This window comes from Caulifigura coniformis, from assembly GCF_007745175.1.
Lineage (GTDB): Bacteria > Planctomycetota > Planctomycetia > Planctomycetales > Planctomycetaceae > Caulifigura > Caulifigura coniformis.
This window is the reverse complement of the sequence record NZ_CP036271.1, coordinates 3,131,475-3,149,527: the sequence shown is the minus strand read 5'-3', so window position 1 is coordinate 3,149,527 and position 18,053 is coordinate 3,131,475. Positions and strand designations below refer to the sequence as shown.

Genomic DNA, 18,053 nt, shown 5'->3' with positions numbered 1-18,053 from the left:
GTCCGCGGCCAGGCCAGCTCGAAAAACGCCGGCAAGTAACGGCCCTGGCCCTCGCTCAAGGCGCATCTCCGTCCGCGGCGGCATCCCTGTCGCACATCGCTCCGTAAGGCTCCCGCAGGTTTTGCGGGTCGAGTCCGCCCCTCCAGACGGCAGACTTTGCCAAATCGCTTCGCTGAGACCGCCTCTGGCAGGTGTGATTCTGACGGAGCGGACTGTGTGCGACTTCTCTGCCGCGCCATCCGATGAAAGGGACTGTACCACCGCTGCTTTCTGTGCTTTGAGTTCGTGACTCGGCAGGGCGGTGCGGCGCACGGACGCGCTCGTATTCGATTTGCCAGGGATGGTGACCAACATGCTCAGCCCTTCTTTCCTGCGCTGTGCCGTAGCAACCGGCGTGGCCCACGTGGTGTTGATCGTTGGCCCGATCAACATGGGATACGCCCAGTTCCCCCCGGGAACGGGCAAGCTCGTCAACACTGACGACATCGAAGATGAGAACTGGAGCTACAACTACCAGTTCCCCAAGAGCAGCAAGGAAGAAGACGAGCAGATCCGGTATCCGCTCGGACAATCCAATAACCGCATGTGGATCGAGAGCCCCAAGCGAGGCGCTCCCGACGTCGTCAAACGCGTCCCCACCCCCCCCGGCGGTCTCCCCGGAAGCAAGGGCGCCCTCTATCTCCGCTCCCGAGATACCGGCATCCCCAACGCCCCCGGATATAAGCAGGCCCAGGACGACTTCATCCTCTCGGCCAAGCCCGTCTCCATCCAGTACTCCCCCAGCTACACCGTTCGCGTCTATCTCCCCGAGTGGAGCGAATGGGAACAGCGGAACGGTGTCAGCTTCGGCATCCGCGCCGGACTGCAGGGACCGATGGAGAAAGAGAAGGAAGTGAAGTCGGTCCGCGGATTCCTGTTCGGCAAGAAGGCCGAAAAACGGAAGGAACGCGTCACCGAGATGGAGCCCTACTACCCCGGATTCTTCCTCTCCTACGTTCCGAAGAACGACCCCAAGAACACCATCAAGAAGGACTGTGCGATCATCCTGATCCGCGCCAACGAAATGGGTCACGAGATCACCGGACCGACGATCACCAAGTCCGGCTGGTGGACTTTCGGCATGTCGGTCACTCCTGACGGCCGCTGCCACTACTACGCCCGCCAGGGGGTCGGCAACCTGACCGAGAAGGACTTCATCACCTCCACGCTCCCCTACAACATCCGCGGCACGATGTTCAACACGGTGTTCTTCAACGTCTGCTCGTCAGATAACGGCCAGACGTGGTCGACCCCGTGGATCATCGACGACCCGCAGGTCTTCTACATCCCCAACGGCCAGCAGACCCAGCAGTTCGCCAGCCAGGCTGCAGACAAGCTGGAGTGGTAAACCACTTCGAGTCGACAACAGAAAACGCAAAAGCCCCCTGCAGGACGCTCGTCCTGCAGGGGGCTTTGCTGATTCGCACTCCCGTCGGGATGGCCCCCGCCTCAGGCGGCCCGTCTCGTTTCCGCAGTTCCTACCATTCCCTGCTCCTCCCGGATTCCACGCCGGATCGCCCCTTCGACGACCACCAGCATGAACAGGCAACTGCCAAGCTGGAGGATCGAAGTCGCCAGCGCGATCCCCGGAACACCCAGCCACTTGAGCAGCACCCAGTCGAGCCACAGGTTCGCCAGCACCATCGCCCCGCCCTGGCACAGCATCACGTGTCTCAGCTTCAGCGCGAACACCGCCCGCAGCCCAAGCATCGCCACGATCACGAACGGCAGCTGAAGTGCCGAAAGCGACTGGATCAGCGCGACGCGATCGGCCGTCTCGGCCGAGAATCGACCTCGCTGAAACGTCGTCTCGACGACCCAATGCGAAGCCCCTGACAGCACGATCATTGGCGGCACGCTGACAGCGAGCGCCAGCAGCGTGTATTTCCGGAACTGAACCCGCAATTCACCGAACTGACGGGCGGCCGCCAGTTTCGCGAACTGCGGAAACGCATACTGCAGCAGCGGCATGCCGATCAGGCCGATCGCCACCGCGATGAACCTGAGGCCGTACGACAGTTCGGAAACCGCCCCCGGTCCCGCCAGCGAGGCCATCGATTGGTCGACCGTCACCGTCAGTCCCTGCAGGAACGCCCCCAGCGACAGCGGCCACGCCACCGCAACGAGCGTCGACTCAAATCGACCGGGGCGGCCCGGCCGGGGAATCACGCCATACCGCGTTCGGTTCACGGCGGCGACATTCAATGCGAGTTCCGCGCAGCCCCCCAGCGTCAGCCCGGCCACCAGCACTTCCGGCGACGCTCCGCAGCCCACCAGGAGCAGCACCGACACGATCGCGGTCAGGAGCGGACTGATCGACGTGGCGGCAAATCGTCCTTCCGATTCCGCCAGGACGGCATAGATCCGGGTCGTCCCCGAAATCACTCCGAATGGCGTCGACAGCCACAACAGCTTGACGACCAGCGCCCGCGACGATGCGGAAAACCCGGGGGAAAGCAACGGAAGCACCATCGGTCCCGACAACGCGAATCCCACGCCCGCGCACGTCAGCAGCACGATCGACCAGAACACAGCCCGCTGCTGGGCGGCCACTTCGGCCGCGGGGCCCTCGTCATGACGGACCCGCAGAAGTTGTGGGAGCAGCGAAATTGCCAGCACGTTCCCGACGACATTGTTGAGGATCGTCGGCAGGATCACCGCAACCAGGAACGCATCGAGCGCATCGCTGGCTCCGAAGTGGGCCGCGACAACCAGCTCGCGCCCCAGCGCCGCCCCTTTGCAGACAACCCCGAGAACGCCCACGACGACAAGCGTCCGCAGCGTCCTGGATTGAAGAAGTCGGGCCAGTCGATCGCGCACCGCGAGCGCCATGACTCAATCGCTCCCGGCTGATGATCAGGACACAAGGACAGGAAAACTCGCCGGAACTGTCCACCGAAGCCCCAAAACAGGTCAAGACAAAGAAATTGCCCCCTCGCCCACCGAGTACCGCCCCACCGCCCCTCCCGCGCGCAACCACCCCCGTCCTGTTGGAGGATCTATGAACACACACATCATCAGCCCGGAAAACGCAATCTCTCGCTCGCCCGTCCGTCCAACCGCCCCTGACCGGTGCCCGGCGACACCCTGTCCCAAGTTCCCAGGGGAGAGAGGGGAAGAAGGACGTATCGCAGCGTGGCACCGTCCTTCTTGCTCGCTCGACCCGCACCTCCGAACCCGATGTTCTCCCTAACTTCAAATGCTGCTTGACCCTCCAAAAAAGTCGCTTCTATACTTCGCGATTCCCCGCGACGGCCTGTTCCTGCCCCGCGGTCTCCTACAGCGGTTTCAGTAGACGCCGCTTCTCGTGCGATTGGACGTCGACGGCACACGCCATGAAGAGCGAAGAACGCCATCAGCTGGCCCAGAATGACCTGCAGGTCGGAATCAACCGCTGGCTCGACAGGATCGAGCCCTACAGCAACCACATCCTCGGCGGCGCAGTGGTCGCCACGATTGTGGCCGTCGCGCTGATCCTGTGGTTCCGGTCCAGTTCCGCCACCTCGGAAGCCGGCTGGAGCCAGATCGCATCCGCCCGCTCGGTCGACGCACTTCTCCAGGTCGCCGAAGAGAACCCAGGCACGGCCGCCGCCAACTGGGCCCGCCTCCAGGCCGCCCGGCAGGCTTACTCCACCGGCATTGAAACAGCCCTCACCGATCGCAAGTCGAGCGACGAAAGCCTCAAACAGGCCAAAGATCTCTACGACGAACTCCTGAAGGCCCGTACCACCCCGGAACTTCGTGAAGAAGCTCTCAAGGGCATGGGCCTTACCCTCGAAGCAACCTCGGGCGGCGATGTCGCCGAAGCGATCAAGGCGTATGAGTTGTTGATCAAGGAATTCCCGCAGTCGACGTTCCGCGACTACGCGGCCCATCGCGTCGAAGAGCTCAAGAATCCCCAGGCCGGCGAGTTCTACGCCTGGTTCCGAAAGCAGAATCCCAAGCCTGCCGAGCGGCCTCTGCCCAACGACGGCAAGCCGGCTACGGACAGCAGCCTGAGCGTCCCTGCCCTGCCGGAACTCGACCTCAAGGCCGACACGACCGCAGCCCCGAAGGCCGATAACGCCGCCCCCGCGCTCCCGGCTGTTCCCCCGACTGACGGAAAGGCGCCCCCCGCGGCGCCTCCGGCAACCCCGCCCGCGCCCGCCACGGAATCGACGCCGGCTGCGACGCCCATGCCGATGCCCGAAGCGCCGAAGGCCACACCTCCAATGCCGATGCCGGAAGCCCCCGCGCCGACGGCTCCGATGCCCGAGCCGCCCGCCACGCCCGCTCCCGAAGCGGCCAAGCCGGCCGATCCCGGCCTTCCGGCGTTGCCGACCAATCCGGTCGAGCCCCCCAAGTAACCGCGAATCGGCCCTGCCGATCGCTCTCAAGTCCCTCTGCACCCCGTCGACCGCATCTGGTGGACGGGGTGTTCCTGATTGATGATCTCGTGGAAGAACTGAACACGCCGCCTGACCTCGACGCCGGTCCCATCGAACTGACCGTCGAGGCCCGTGCGCACGGCTGGCGCCTCGACCACTACCTCTCGCGGCTCTACCCGAACTTCAGCCGCGCCCTCTTTCAGAAAGCCATCACCGACGGCTCCGTGCTCGTCAACGGCCTCGCTGTCAAACCCTCACGCCGCCTCAGGATCAACGACCGCCTGAACGTCCAGCTCCCGAAACAGCCGGACAGCCACCTGGCGCCCGAAGACCTGCCGCTCACCATCCTGTATGAGGATGAGTACCTGGCCGTCCTCAACAAGCCGGCCGATATGGTCACGCATCCCGGCAAGGCCACCTACCGGGGCACGCTGGCCGCGGCTCTGCAGCACCACTTCGACCAGCTCAGTGACATGGCGGGCTCGCTTCGGCCCGGCATCGTGCACCGGCTCGATCGCGATACGACCGGCGTCATCATCGTCGCCAAGGACAACCAGATTCATCACCGGCTCAGCCGGCAGTTCGAGCGTCGTGAAGTCCAGAAGGAGTATCGGGCGATCGTTCGCGGCGAGGTGAAGCAGGAGACGGGGCTCATCACGACGTGGATGAAAGTGCACCCGAAGGCCCGCGAGAAGATGATCGTCTGCGAGCCCGAGGAAAAAGCCCGCGAGGCTGTCACCACGTTCAACGTGATCGAACGGTTCCACGGCTTCACGCTGATGCAGCTCCTGCCGAAAACAGGCCGCACGCATCAGCTCCGGGTGCACATGAAACACATCAAGCATCCGATCCTCGCAGACCGGCTGTACGGCGGAGCGGAGAAATTCCTGCTCGGCGAAGTGACGGACGAAGGCAGCGCGTTGGCGATGCCGCTGATCTCGCGGCAGGCGCTGCATGCCTTCCGGCTGACGATCCGTCATCCCGTGACGGAAAAAATGATGACCTTTGAAGCCCCGCTCCCCGAGGACATGGAATTCACGCTCGCGGCCTTGCGGCGGCACCGGGGAATCTCAACGATTTCCGCAGATTGATCCTGGAGTTCTTCACACGAGGGCGGCATGAAACTGGCGAAGGTCAAGCTGGCGGACGGTTCCCGCAGAGGCGCGATGGTTCAGGGCGACTCCGTCGTGCTGCTCGATTTCAATCAGCTGGAGAATGTCCGGACGCTGGCGGATGTTCTCCACTCCAAGGACCCGGCAGGACTCTGCAAATTCCTGGTTGAGACGTCCTCCGAACCTCTCCCCCTCGACCAGGTGACATTCCTCGCGCCGATCGACCGCCAGGAAGTCTGGGCGGCCGGCGTGACCTACAAGCGCAGCCAGATCGCACGGATGGAGGAGTCGGAATCCGGAGCCTCCCACTACGACAAGGTCTACTCCGCGGCTCGCCCCGAGCTGTTCTTCAAGGGAACGGCCAGCCGCGTCTCGGGGCCCGGTGAACCGGTCCGGGTTCGCAAGGACAGCAACTGGTCGGTGCCCGAGCCGGAGTTCACGCTGGTCCTGAATCCCGCCATGCAGATCGTGGGCTACACGATCGGCAACGACATGTCCGCCCGCGACATCGAAGGCGAGAACCCGCTCTACCTGCCGCAGGCCAAGGTCTATCGGCAGTGCTGCGGGCTGGGCCCGGTTGTCTTGCTGGCAACGCAACCGCTCGACCTCGCGGCGACGACGATCAACGTCAAGATCGCCCGCGGTGACCGTGAAGTGTTTCGCGGCGAGACCTCGCTCGCGCAGCTCAATCGTAAGCTCCCCGAACTTGCCGAATGGCTCGGCAAAGAAAACGAGTTCCCGACCGGGGCTTTCCTGCTGACGGGAACAGGCATCATCCCGCCAGACGACTTCACTCTCGAGAATGGAGACAGCGTCGCGATCGAGATCGCCGGCATCGGAACGCTCGTGAATCCGGTCGTCAAAGACTGACCGACAGACGGACCTCCAGACGAAAAAGGGCCCGCGGGTCATACCCGCGGGCCTTTGAATTCCATTGGATCAGATCACTTTGACCTGCTTGGTGATCCGGGTGCTCGATCCTCCGAAGCCATCGGTCATCTGGAAGGAAATCGTCCGGGTCGCCTTCGACGGGTTGGATGCGGCGGTCTTGAACGTCAGGTTCTTGATCAGGGCCCGCACGGCCACCTGCGACGCGCTGGAATTGAACGTGATCACCAGGCTCGACCCGGCGGTCCCGCCGGTCATCGTGCCGATGACCTTGCCGCCATAGCGCACAACATTTCCAAAGACGCCAATCTGTCCGGCCGCGTTCCCCTGGTTACGAACGCCAAGGACATCGGCCGCATTGCCGTTGGCCGCCAGGCCGATGGTCAGCTTACCGCCGTTAAACGCCGGGGAGTCCACGTCGTTCACCGTGCCGCTCGTCGTCAGCAGGATCGGCTGGGCCGCCGTCGAGGAATAATTGACGGTCGCCCCGAATCCGCTCAGCACAGGCGGCCGGACATTCCGGATGAACACGTTCGCGGTCGAGGTGGCGTCCGCCACGAAGACGTCCTGCCCCGAAGTGACGGGAGACGTCTGCGACCATCCCGAAGGCACGATCTGGTAGACGGAATACGTTCCGCCACGCAGACCGGTGAACTTGAAGTTGCCGCTGGCATCAGTCAGGGCCGACTTGTCGACCGACGCATTGAAGACTCCGTTTCCATCCAGATCGATGTACACCATCACTCCGCGGATCCCAGCGTCCGTCCCGTTGATGATGCCGTCGTTATTCGCATCGGAAACGACCCGTCCCGAAATCACGCTCGTACCGCCCGTGGGCGTTCCCGAGCTCGTATCGGGAATGGTTCCGTTGATGAAGTACTGACCAAGGCTGCCGTAGTCGCTGTATCCGTCGACGGCCGGATTTCCGAATCCGACTCCGTCGATCTTCACTTCGTAGCGGCCCGCGGGCAGCACCACCGAAAGCGTTGCATTCAGCGACAAGGCGGGATTAATGGTCATGATCTCGAGACCATCGGGGCTATAGAGCGTGACCGAAATATCGAGGTTCGCCGCGATGGAATCACCGGTGAACGCCAGGTTCACCGCGCCGCCGGTGGTGTAGAAGCTGAACCAGTCCGTGTCCGTATTCCGTTCGATCACACCAGCAGCTGCGACTGTCCGCGTCGCTCCCACCTTCTTCCCCGTGAGCTGGCTCGCGGTGAAACGGGTGTTTCCGTGGTCGTCGACGCGATAGCCAAACCCGTTCCGGGTTGTGATGATCGACAGATCGTCCTCGAAGTTGTTCGCGTTGCTGTACTCCCCCTTGCTCCACTGGGTGACATCAAGGCCATAGGCAGAACCCATGATGGGCCCCCAGCTCATCGGGCTTGTGCCTTGCCCAGCGAAGTACCCAAGCGGGTCGCTGAACGTGGTGTCGTGGTTGAGCCCCAGAGTATGGCCCACTTCGTGGCTGATGGTCTCCGCGATGACCTGCTCGTTGTTCCCCTGCGTGATCGAGAAGACGAAGCAGGGAATGTCAGTCGAAGACCCGAATGAGTCCAGGAAGGCGATCCCTCCATTGAACTGATTCAGCCACTGGTTGTGGTCGCCGCCGATGACAACTCGCGTTCCCCAGCGGGTGTCACCAGCGCCGGAATTGATCAGGTTGGCAACACCGGGATCGGCCGTCGTGACGTTGACGTCGAACGGCGCGAAATCTTCGACGACTCTCTGCCACATCCGCTGAATCTGAATCAGCTCCGCGGCCGAGAAATTGGCCGTGTCGGCATCGAGCGAGAATGCCGGTGTGGCGAACGACGCGCCGCCTGTGTACACCGTGTTCCACGGAGTGCCGGACGTCGTATGCCCGTTGAAATCAAGATAGATCGTCTTGGTCGCCGTGGGACGGCTGCTGAGGTTGAACGTCTCGCCAAGGGGAGCGAGAGCGACAGGCACGGACTGGGAGCCGACCGGGGTTGTCGCCGAGGCGGGGGCAGCCGGTGCGGTCGCTACCTTGCGCGGCGCCGTTGCGGACAGCAGCTGACGGTTCTCGAGAGTCTCAATGGGCGAATTGGCCGCCCGCGAACGGGCGCGGGCAGGGAATGTGCATCCCGCCATCCGCAGAATCCGACGCACCAGCGAGTGTCGAGTTGAGCCGCTCATCACCCAGTCTCCGAAGCAAAATGGCCCGTCACAGAGGGACGGCAACCCGTCAAAAGACATCAGCACGCAACACGCAGAAGACCGCAGCACACAGAAGGCCGCCCCGGCCATCCGCCTTGACCCGTTCAGGCCGCTCTCTGGATCGAGCAGCCTGTTTCCCGCTTGCAATACCCTAACGACCCGAAAAGTGAGGGGTCAACGCCGGGGTACACCGGGGTCCTCACTGAGAAAGGTATCGAACTCGCAGACATCGCCAACGCTGCCCAAACAGGGAAAAACCCGGGAACGACGGCGGTCTCCCTCCCTGCGTATGCGAATGGGTCTATTCTGCGGATTGTCGGGATGCAGGTAGCGTCGCTGGGCCCGTCAGATCTGGATCTGCTTCGTCGCCGGCACACTCGCGGTCCGATTCGGTTCCGTCATCAGAAAGCGAACCGTCTTCAGCCCCGGCAGAGGGCTGGTAGCCGTCGACCGGTAGCTGATGCTCCGGAGAACGACCTGCACCGCTGTCGAGGTGGCGCTATTATTGAAGGTGATCGTCAGCACTCCGGTCCCACTTCCACCGGAAACGGTTCCGACGCGGACGCCGGAGTAATAGAGAGCGCTGCCCGACAACCCGACCTGCCCTGCCCCGCGTCCCTGGTTCTGGACCGTCAGGCGGTCAGCCGAGTTTCCGCCAGAGGTGATCTGAGCCGTGAGCTTGAACCCGGTGAACACCACGGTATCGCCGTCCGTCACCGTGCCGGTCGAAGCAATCGGAACGGCGACCGACCGGGCCGCATAAGCAACCGTTGCACCGAGATTCCCGATCGCCGGCGGCTGCAGGCTGCGGAAGTCGATATTGGACACGCTCCGCCCGGTGCCAAGACTCACTGAACGCGCGGCGTTCGACCTGGGGTAGACCTGGGCGTAGCCGGCTCCGGGAACCTGGCGGATCCGGTACGTCCCGGCCGCAAGACCGCCGAACGTGTATCGCCCGTCAATTCCGGTCACGACGAACTGCTCAGAACCGGACTCGAACAGGCCGTTGTTATTGGCATCGAGATAGACGATCACGCCCGGGAGACCGGCGTCCCCAACGTCCACGCGGCCGTCCCCGTCGGCGTCATGCCAGACCCGGCCGGTGATCGACGAAGTCCCGGCAGGCGTCCCACTGTCGCCGCCCGAGTCATCTCCTCCGCCACCCGCGCCGTTGTCCGGAATTGTTCCGGTGATGAAGTATTGGCCCAGGCTGCCATAGTCACTGTAGCCGTCGTTGACTCCGCGGACGCCGACCCCGTCGACCATCACATAGTAAGTCCCGGCCGCAAGGTTCCTCGAGATGCTCGCGGTCGTCTGGTCGACCGGATTGGACGTCACGATGAGCTGGCCGTTGGCGTTATAGAGCGATGCCGCGATGTCGAGATTCGAGCCGCGGGCAGCGCCGGCGAAGTCGAGACTGACGACGCCCCCTGTCGTCGTAAAGCTGAACCAGTCCTGGTCGGTGTTGCGTTCGATCACACCCGCAGCATTGACCACCTTCGATCCGCCGGACGTCGTTGACGCCAGCGGCGAAGCAACGGCACGGTTGTTTCCGTAGTCGTCGACGCGGTAGCCGAAGCCGTTGGTCGCCGAAGAAATAATCGTCAGGTCGTCCTGCCGCGTGGTGGAACGGGAATACTCCCCCTTGCTCCACTGGCTCAATTCACGGTAGTAGCCCACCCCCATAATCGGGGCCCAGCCAGTCGAGCCGCTGCCGTGGCCAGCGTAGTAGCCGGTGCTCCCCTGTCCGTCGTGGGACAGGCCGAGGGAATGCCCGACTTCGTGACTGATCGCTTCCGCGACGTTCTTCTCCCCGTTCGAAAGGTTGTTCGAGAAGACGAACACCCCCATGTCGATCGACGATCCGAAGGTGTTGAGGTATGCAACTCCGCCGGACGACTCCCCGAACCAGTCGCCGTAGCTGCCGCCGACGACAACCCGCACGCCCCAGGCGGAATCGCCGGCCCCGCTCTTCACGATCGCCGCCGTGCCCGGATCCTGGGTCGTCACGTTGACGTCGAACGGGGCGAAGTCTTCCGCCACACGCTCCCAGATCAACTGAATTCGCTCGAGCTCCGCGTCGCTGAACGAGGGGGTTCCGTCCACGCTGAAGGCCGGAGTCGTGAATGCGGCGCCGTCGTTGAAGTTCGTGTTCCACCAGGTGCCGCTGGTGGTGTGCCCGTTGAAGTCGAGATAGATCGTCCTGGTCGCCGACGGACGACTCGAGAGCTGAAACGTTTGAGAGAGAGCGAAGGGCGCGATGCCCTGGGGCGACGATGCTCCGGGCGCGGCGGCGGTCGAAAGCGGCAGGCCGTCGACGTGCAGTCGATGATCGACTGCGTGGTCCGTCGCATGTCCGGCCTCGCGAAGCTGATCATAAGACCGCTTCGCGCTCAGGAGCTGACGGCTCTCGAGGGACTGGATCTGGCTAGCACCTCCCGGAAGGCGCCGGCGGGGGGCGCAGCGGCGGCCGAGGGCCTGACGGAGCATTTTTCGGATCTGAACGAACGCAGCAGTCATGCAAACTCCCCCACACACGTATCGTCGGCCCGTGCGCTGACTGATTGGACCTTACGTCGCACGCTGGGAGAGTCAGGTAGAAACTGATGGCGATAGAGAACCTGCGACCGGTACATGCGAAAAAGTCTTCGCAATCCCACCCTGCTTCCGAAATCAGCCAATTCGGTGTCTTCGAACGCGCGAGGCAGGACTCCGGTTCGAGGCCGCTGTCAGGCCGGGTCGACGAGGTACACCGTCAGCGACCGGGCGCCATGGGCTCCGATCACCAGCGACTGCTCGATGTCGGCCGTCTTGGACGGGCCCGCGAGGAAGCATCCGAACGCGCGCCGGCCCGGCTCGACTTCCGCGAGTGCCTCATGCATGTTGTGCATCAGCCGCGCAACGGGAACCACGAGCGCCAGATGCTGTGGGAGAAAATAGAGGACGCGATGGGGGACGTTCTGGTCCGTCACCCAGACAGCCGCATTCTCCGCGACGGCCAGTTCCCCCGGCAGGATTGCGAAGTCGACATCCTCGAGCAGGTGCGGGTCCGTGACGGACGCGAGGTCGAAGTTGGAACACCCCACTCCCGGAACGCAGCTGACCGTTTTCTTCGCCGCCGCGAATGGCTCGAAATGCCGGAGATCGGCGCAGGCCTCTTCGACGGAGTTCACGACGACGCAGCGTCCTCCCACCATCTTGAGCGTCTCGGCGAACTGGTGCTGCGGATCGTCGTACCGCGTCCAGGCCTGGTTCAAGTCCGGAGCAGCCAGCCCGTCCCACTGGCGGGACCGAATCCGGGACAGCACTTCATTGCGCGAATCAGCCATTCCAGAAACTCGAAACTCCCGAGACACTTGAACTCCGGCAAACCCGACACGGACCACACGCGGCGCGGCGTCGAGACCTGCGGACGCCAGGCGCCCTTTCTCAGGCCACATCTCCGCGAGTGAGGCGGACCACTTCGTCCAGCGTCGTCTTGCCTTCGATCACTTTCTGGTAGCCGGACTGCCGCAGCGTAATCATTCCCGCCGTCAGGGCATATTCCCGGATGATTCCAGCGCTGGCCCGCTCCGCGCACAGGCGACGAATCTCGGGATCGCTGACGAGCAGCTCGTGCACACCGGAACGACCTGAGTAGCCCGACTCGCGACAATGCCGGCAGCCGATCGGAACATACATCCGCTCGAGCTTCACCGGAAAATCTGCCGGCAGATAGTCGTTGTCGACTCCCGTTTCCTTCTTGCAGTGTTTGCACAGCAGGCGGATCAGACGCTGGGCGAGGATCCCTTCAACCGTGCTGGCCACGAGATAGGGCTCGACCCCCATGTCGACCAGTCGCGTAAACGAGCTGGGAGCATCGTTCGTATGGAGCGTGCTGAACACGAGGTGGCCTGTCAGCGATGCCTGGATGGCACTCGTCGCCGTTTCCCCGTCGCGAATTTCTCCGATCAGCACCACGTCCGGATCATGACGCAGAATCGAGCGCAGCCCGGCCGCAAACGTCAGGCCGATCTTCGCATGCACCTGGATCTGGCTGATCCCGGCCATGTGATACTCGACCGGATCTTCCACGGTGATGATCTTCGTGTCGGGCGTATTGATCTCATTCAGCGCGCTGTAGAGCGTCGTCGTTTTTCCGGAGCCGGTCGGGCCCGTGCAGAGGATGATCCCGTGGGGCAGCTCGATCAGCTTGTGGAACTTCGCGGCGTTTTCCGGCCCCATCCCGACGCTGGTCAGGTTGAACACCATCCTCTGCTTGTCGAGCAGACGCAGCACCACGCCTTCGCCGAAAATCATTGGGATGATCGACATACGCACATCGATCTCGCGTCCTTGGACGCGGAGATTGATGCGTCCGTCCTGCGGCAGCCGTTTCTCCGCAATGTTCAGCCGCGCCATGATCTTCAGACGCGTCACGATGGCCGAGGAAAACTGGTTGATCTCTGGAGGGACCGGCTGCACCCGCAGCAGGCCGTCCACGCGATAGCGGACGGTCAGACCCTTTTCGGCCGGCTCGATATGAATATCGCTCGCCCGCTGGTCGAGCGCTTCGACAAGCAGCTCGTTCACCAGTCGGATGACCGAGGGCGCTTGCGCCGACTCAGCGAGCTCTCCGAGTTCCGCCGGAATCTCATCGAGAAATTCAATCCCCTCTTCCGCCTGCTGCGCGACGAGCTGGGTGATCGTGTCGCCGCCGACCCCCAGGCTCTGCTTGATGAGTTCCATGATCTCGTCCCGGCAGGAAAGCACGGGATCGAGGCGGACATTGGCCAGTGAGCCAAGCTCATCGAGCGCTTCAAAATCAAACGGGTCGCTGGTGGCGACGGTCACGTGGCCGTTCACGCGCTCCAGCGGCAGCACTCCATGCCGGAATACGGCTGTCGCCGGAAAGAGCGCCACGGCGGCCGGATCAGGCTTGGCGTCCTTCAGCGGGACAAACCGCATATGCAGTTCTTCGGCGAACGCTCGCAGGACTGCCTCTTCACCCACGACACCCTGGGCGACGAGTACCTGGTCAATGCGTTTGCCGGCCCCTTCGAGACGCGCGGCGGAGATCTGCTCCTGGGTCGCCAGGCCACGATCGAAGAGCAGAGAGGGAATATCCATTGTGGTTGACTTCAGCCTGCGGTATCGGTTTTTTTGATCATGGCTCGCAGCGCGAGCAACTGGGGAGCGTCGGACTCAGCAACCGTCGCCCATTCCTGTTCCACGAATTCGAGATTGATTTCGCCTTTGTGAGTATGCACAAGTGCGGCAATGTCAGCACGATCCTGTGGCCGGTCGGCCAGTAGCTTGCACAAGATCAGGCCTTCCACGGAAGCCACCGAGAGAGGTCTTCCAAAGGCTTGGAGTGATTCAGCTCCATCGACCACGTGTTTGTAGATCGGCAACACAGGCTTGAGCCAGTCGATACGCACGGGTCCGAATCTCAGAACGGCGGGACATGAGAAAAGAGCCGTTTCTGGATCCGCTGCCACTCCAGTTCCTGAACCTCTTTGTAGGCGCGAATCCGTTCGGCCTCAGGAGACTTCTCCATGACGTTCGCCGCGAACTGCATCAGCCCGAGAATCTGCTGCCAGCGCTCCTCTCCGGAAACCTTGCACACCGACGAATCTGCGCCGCCAAATCGGGAGAAGTCGATTCCTGTTTGAATTGCTGGCATGTTGTGGTCAGACCTCTTTGAGATTCTAACGCCCTCGACCACGGTCGCCGCCGAACGAACGGCCACCGAAGGGCGAGAAGCCCCCGCGGCTCGATGAACCACCGAACGGAGAACCTCCGAAGGGAGAGAATCCGCCACGACTGCTGAACGGCGAACCGCTCCCGCCGCCGAACATCTGCATCATCTGCTGACGGCGGGCATCATCGCTACTACCCGACGAACCGTTCGACCCGTTACTCGAACCGCGGTCACCTCCACGATCGCCCCCTCCACTTGGAGCGCCCGAGTTCGAGCGGGACGTGTTGGCCGGGGTGACCTTGGGAACGATCTGCTGAAGCGTGTTCTGCAGGGTCGTCGCATCGGCGTTCTTGATCTGAACCACCCGCACCGTGCGCTGTGCGTCGAGAGCCGCGCTATCGAGGCTTTCGACCAGGGCCAGCACCTGGTTAAACAGCTCATCGCTCGCCGAAACAATCAGCTTGCTGCTGTTCCGTTCGATCCCGAGCGTCATGCGCGGCGGGGTCGCTTCGCGGTTGTTGCCGCCGCGTCCGCCGCCGGCCAATGCCGCGAGAGGGTTCTGATTCTGTCGCGACGACTCCGACTCGAGGTAGTCGGCGTAAACGTCTTTCACGATCGTGTAGACCTCGTTCACGTCAGCATGCTCCAGCTCGATCATCCGTGGGCGCCGGCTGCGGCCGCTCTCTGGCCAGTCGGTCGCATCGAGCACTTCGATCATCTCCTCGACTTCCGCCACCTTGTGCGGCGGTCCATAAACGAACAGGGCGTTCAGCCGGGAATTTGGAATCACCTGGAACCGACCGCTCCCCATGGACGACATGCCCGAAGCGCTCCACAGGTCGGACCCGAAACTCTGCACGCCGCTGAACACCGAGCTCATCGCACCGCTGCTGGAAGTGGTTCCCGCTGAGTTCAGGGACAGTTCCGGAAACATCGCCACGAGCATATTCGCCGTCTCGACAGGATCGGCCGACTGCAGGATGAAGATCGTCGGCTTGTCGTTGGGCGGAACGTATTCCAGAGACTGCTGCAGAATGTCTTCGAGGCGATTCAACGCGGCCTCATCCTTCGACTGCAGGATCAGCTGGTCGCCGATCTGCGTGATCGTGATCGGCGATTCCTCCGATGGGGCGGCCGCTTCAGGCGACTTCGCCTGTTCTCCGCCCTGCTCAGGGGCGCTCGCGTCGTCAGGAGCGGCCGGGGCGGAGGTCAGCGACTGGCTTTCACGGGCAGCCATGTCAGCCATCATCCGGGCCACGTTGCTTCCGGGACGGCCTTCATACGAGGCGCGCCCGCCGGGCGTCGTGCTCCGCCGCGTCGGCACTGCCGAGGGCTCTTCCCGCTCGGACGATGTCGGCTCAGGTTCCTGACGCTGGCTCGGGACGCGAATCCCGTTCACCGCGCCGCGGCTCTGCGGAGTCACAATGCGAATCCGCGAACGCCCCGTCGGCCCCCACATCTGCTGCGTCATCTGCATGATCGAGTCGACGTCGCGCCCCTGCAGGTTGAACGATCGCAGCGTTCCCGACTGGCTGGGACGCCGGCCCGTGCCGTCTTCTCCCAGCCCTTCGAGCACCTTTCGAATCTGGATCATCTGCTCGGGCGTGGCCCGCACGATCAGCTGCCGGCCGTAGGTATCAGGCTCGATCGTCGGCGCGCTCGAACCGTCCCTCGTAAAAACGGCCCGCAGACTCTGCATCGCAGAGGTGGGATCCATCTTCGCCAGCGGGATGACTGCCACTTCCTGCTGCCCGCCCAGGCCATCCATCAGGCTGATGTGCTGACGAACCTGCTCATGCTGTTTGGCCGTCGCCATGATGTGGATCATGTCGGTGTCGCCGTCTTCATTGACGACGATGCCAGTCCCCATGATCGCCTCAAGCGAACGGGCGACGTCGCGGACGTCGGCCGACTTCAGGTGATAAACGTCCAGGTACTTCTTGTTGCTGCCGCTGGGAACCGCCTTCCGGCCTGTTCCATCGTCGACATCGAGCTCCAGCAGCACTAACTCAACCACCTTGTGCTGCGCGGGAGTCGCGGTGACGAACAGATTGTTCAGCCGCGTATCGGCCTGAACCTTCGCGCTCGGCGTCGGGGTGGCCGTCGTCGTCCTCTGCTGCGAGGAGCTGGAGGAACCGCGATCATCGCGGCCCCGGTCGAATCCACCGAACGGCGGGAATCCGAATCCGCCGCGTCGGTCGCTACTGCTGGAACTCACGTTCGGCACCGCCTGCGCGACACCCAGTTGATTGCTGATGACCTGCTCGGCGTCCTCCGCAGCGATGTACTGCAGCCGATACGACTTGAAGATCAGGCCATTGTCGCTGGGCGGCGTGATGTCCTTCACCATGTTGGCGATACGACGAAGATTGGTGCCCAGGTCGGTGACGACGATGGTGTTCGTCGAGGTGATCGCTTTGACGCTGCCCTGCGGCCCCTTCAGCAGTTCGAGATCCTTGGCCACCTGCTCGACATTCCCGACCTGGATCGGCAGCACCAGCGACAGGAGTTCGTGTTCGCCGCGGTCTTGCAGTTCGTCAACAGTCACATTGGGAATGAGATTCGGAGAAATCGGCGTCGCTTCGAAGTTGTAGCTGACCAGCGAATTGTCCCGCCGGATGAGGATGAAGCCACGATCCTGCAGGTGGCGGTTGATGACATCGAGCGCCTCCGTCGGCGTATACTGCTTGTTGTCGAAGTACGTGAAGGTCCCCGGCGGCGTATCGTGGATGTCGAGCGTCAATCCCGCCTTCTTGGCGAACAGCTCGAGCACATCGTCCCACGGGGCGCCATTGAAACGGAACGAGAATGGCTTCTGTTCTTCCACCGGCGTTTCGCCGGAGGAGGAGCGATCGAATGAGAGGGCCACGGGGCCGACGACTGGCGCCTCCGGACGCGGAGCCCGCGGCGGACCGACGGGAGTACCGCCCGGACCTCCCAGAAACGGCACCGGAGCCCTCGACGCCTCGCCAAGTTCCTTCGGCGCGGGGCCGATCTTGTCCCGCCACTGCTGCTGCTGCGCGGGCGTCAGGACGGCCAGGTATTTCGCCTCGATCTCCGCCCGGATCCGGTCACGATCCTCCGAGGAGGTTCCCCGTCCGAACATTTCCCGGAACCGGTCTCGCGACTCTTCCTGGGCCTTCTGCAACTGGGCCTTCTGGTCATCAGTCAGCTTGAATTCCGCCGCCAGTTCGTCGCGCAGCAGTGCGCTCGGTCCCGAGCGGTGCAGGGAAATCTGTTGCAGGCGCGTGAACTGCTCCGGCTTCAGGATCGTTTTCAGCTTGGCCTCCGAATCGGCCTGCTGTTTCTCCATCGCCTTCCGCATTTCCTCGAACATCGCCGCGCGCTGATCTTCGGGCGTATTCCGGAAATCGAACTGCGTCCGCATCTGGTCGCTGGCCGCACGACGATCCTCATTCAGCTTGTCGATCTGGGCCTGCTGGTCGGGAGTGATCCCGACCTCGAGCCGCGCGTTTTCGCTCGTCAGCTGACCGAGAGCCCCGTCACCCCGCCCACCCCGGAATGATCCGCCCCCCGGGGGCCCCCCGCTGAAGCCGCCGAATCCGCGAAATCCGCCACGATCGCCACCCCGATCACGTTCATCCTGGCCGAAGACCAGGGATCCACCGGCAAGAGCAGTCGTGAGGGCCAGAGCGATCAGAGGACGTGATCGGCGATTCCCGAGCAAATCAGAAATTGAGCGGAGGGACATCTGAAGAAGCTCCCGCGTAAGACAGCACGTTCGACCGACCGATTGTATCATCGGCGGAACACGGCAGT

General features: G+C 63.1%; 12 protein-coding genes. 4 read left to right on the top strand and 8 right to left on the bottom strand.

Annotated features, from left to right (window positions below; all coding sequences use genetic code 11):
- Positions 1-352: 352 nt before the first annotated feature.
- Positions 353-1,387 carry a hypothetical protein gene (locus tag Pan44_RS12570; RefSeq protein WP_145030390.1) on the top strand — a complete coding sequence of 345 codons (1,035 nt, stop codon included), beginning with the start codon at positions 353-355 and terminating at the stop codon, positions 1,385-1,387.
- 101 nt (positions 1,388-1,488) lie between these two features.
- On the opposite strand, the gene murJ is transcribed toward Pan44_RS12570, so the two are convergent.
- On the bottom strand, positions 1,489-2,871 hold the full coding sequence (murJ, locus tag Pan44_RS12565) for a murein biosynthesis integral membrane protein MurJ (protein WP_145030389.1): 1,383 nt from the start codon (positions 2,869-2,871) through the stop codon (positions 1,489-1,491).
- A gap of 503 nt (positions 2,872-3,374) precedes the next feature.
- On the opposite strand from murJ, the gene Pan44_RS12560 reads away from it, so the two are divergent.
- From Pan44_RS12560 to Pan44_RS12550, 3 genes are all read left to right on the top strand, one after another.
- On the top strand, positions 3,375-4,385 hold the full coding sequence (locus tag Pan44_RS12560) for a tetratricopeptide repeat protein (protein ID WP_145030388.1): 1,011 nt from the start codon (positions 3,375-3,377) through the stop codon (positions 4,383-4,385).
- Positions 4,386-4,474: 89 nt separating this feature from the next.
- The gene (locus Pan44_RS12555) at positions 4,475-5,497 is read left to right on the top strand and encodes an RluA family pseudouridine synthase (RefSeq protein ID WP_231754309.1); all 1,023 of its coding nucleotides are present in this window, start codon (positions 4,475-4,477) and stop codon (positions 5,495-5,497) included.
- A gap of 27 nt (positions 5,498-5,524) precedes the next feature.
- The gene (locus Pan44_RS12550) at positions 5,525-6,388 is read left to right on the top strand and encodes a fumarylacetoacetate hydrolase family protein (protein WP_145030387.1); all 864 of its coding nucleotides are present in this window, start codon (positions 5,525-5,527) and stop codon (positions 6,386-6,388) included.
- A 69-nt stretch (positions 6,389-6,457) separates the two neighbouring features.
- On the opposite strand, the gene Pan44_RS12545 is transcribed toward Pan44_RS12550, so the two are convergent.
- The 7 genes from Pan44_RS12545 to Pan44_RS12515 all read right to left on the bottom strand — a co-directional run bounded on the left by Pan44_RS12545 (position 6,458) and on the right by Pan44_RS12515 (position 17,985).
- Positions 6,458-8,569: an SdrD B-like domain-containing protein gene (locus tag Pan44_RS12545; protein WP_197454047.1), complete on the bottom strand. Its 2,112-nt coding sequence runs from the start codon at positions 8,567-8,569 to the stop codon at positions 6,458-6,460.
- 366 nt (positions 8,570-8,935) lie between these two features.
- Positions 8,936-11,110 carry an SdrD B-like domain-containing protein gene (locus Pan44_RS12540; protein WP_145030385.1) on the bottom strand — a complete coding sequence of 725 codons (2,175 nt, stop codon included), beginning with the start codon at positions 11,108-11,110 and terminating at the stop codon, positions 8,936-8,938.
- Positions 11,111-11,319: 209 nt separating this feature from the next.
- Positions 11,320-11,919, bottom strand: coding sequence for a LutC/YkgG family protein (locus tag Pan44_RS12535; protein ID WP_145030384.1), 600 nt, complete (start codon positions 11,917-11,919; stop codon positions 11,320-11,322).
- Positions 11,920-12,019: 100 nt separating this feature from the next.
- Positions 12,020-13,699, bottom strand: a complete 1,680-nt coding sequence (locus Pan44_RS12530) for a GspE/PulE family protein (protein WP_145030383.1) — start codon at positions 13,697-13,699, stop codon at positions 12,020-12,022.
- Positions 13,700-13,710: 11 nt separating this feature from the next.
- A complete protein-coding gene (locus Pan44_RS12525) occupies positions 13,711-14,010 on the bottom strand; it encodes a hypothetical protein (RefSeq protein WP_145030382.1) in 300 nt (99 codons plus the stop codon).
- A gap of 11 nt (positions 14,011-14,021) precedes the next feature.
- Positions 14,022-14,255, bottom strand: coding sequence for a hypothetical protein (locus Pan44_RS12520; RefSeq protein WP_145030381.1), 234 nt, complete (start codon positions 14,253-14,255; stop codon positions 14,022-14,024).
- 25 nt (positions 14,256-14,280) lie between these two features.
- Entirely contained in the window at positions 14,281-17,985 is a 3,705-nt protein-coding gene (locus Pan44_RS12515; RefSeq protein ID WP_197454046.1) for a secretin N-terminal domain-containing protein, read from the bottom strand.
- Between the last annotated feature and the right edge of the window lie 68 nt (positions 17,986-18,053).

Excerpts from the sequence above, each read along its gene's own strand:
- Pan44_RS12570 (WP_145030390.1), top strand. The coding sequence starts at position 353 with ATGCTCAGCCCTTCTTTCCTGCGCTGTGCCGTAGCAACCGGCGTGGCC.
- murJ (WP_145030389.1), bottom strand. The coding sequence starts at position 2,871 with ATGGCGCTCGCGGTGCGCGATCGACTGGCCCGACTTCTTCAATCCAGG.
- Pan44_RS12560 (WP_145030388.1), top strand. The coding sequence starts at position 3,375 with ATGAAGAGCGAAGAACGCCATCAGCTGGCCCAGAATGACCTGCAGGTC.
- Pan44_RS12550 (WP_145030387.1), top strand. The coding sequence starts at position 5,525 with ATGAAACTGGCGAAGGTCAAGCTGGCGGACGGTTCCCGCAGAGGCGCG.
- Pan44_RS12545 (WP_197454047.1), bottom strand. The coding sequence starts at position 8,569 with ATGAGCGGCTCAACTCGACACTCGCTGGTGCGTCGGATTCTGCGGATG.
- Pan44_RS12540 (WP_145030385.1), bottom strand. The coding sequence starts at position 11,110 with ATGACTGCTGCGTTCGTTCAGATCCGAAAAATGCTCCGTCAGGCCCTC.
- Pan44_RS12535 (WP_145030384.1), bottom strand. The coding sequence starts at position 11,919 with ATGGCTGATTCGCGCAATGAAGTGCTGTCCCGGATTCGGTCCCGCCAG.
- Pan44_RS12530 (WP_145030383.1), bottom strand. The coding sequence starts at position 13,699 with ATGGATATTCCCTCTCTGCTCTTCGATCGTGGCCTGGCGACCCAGGAG.
- Pan44_RS12520 (WP_145030381.1), bottom strand. The coding sequence starts at position 14,255 with ATGCCAGCAATTCAAACAGGAATCGACTTCTCCCGATTTGGCGGCGCA.
- Pan44_RS12515 (WP_197454046.1), bottom strand. The coding sequence starts at position 17,985 with ATGTCCCTCCGCTCAATTTCTGATTTGCTCGGGAATCGCCGATCACGT.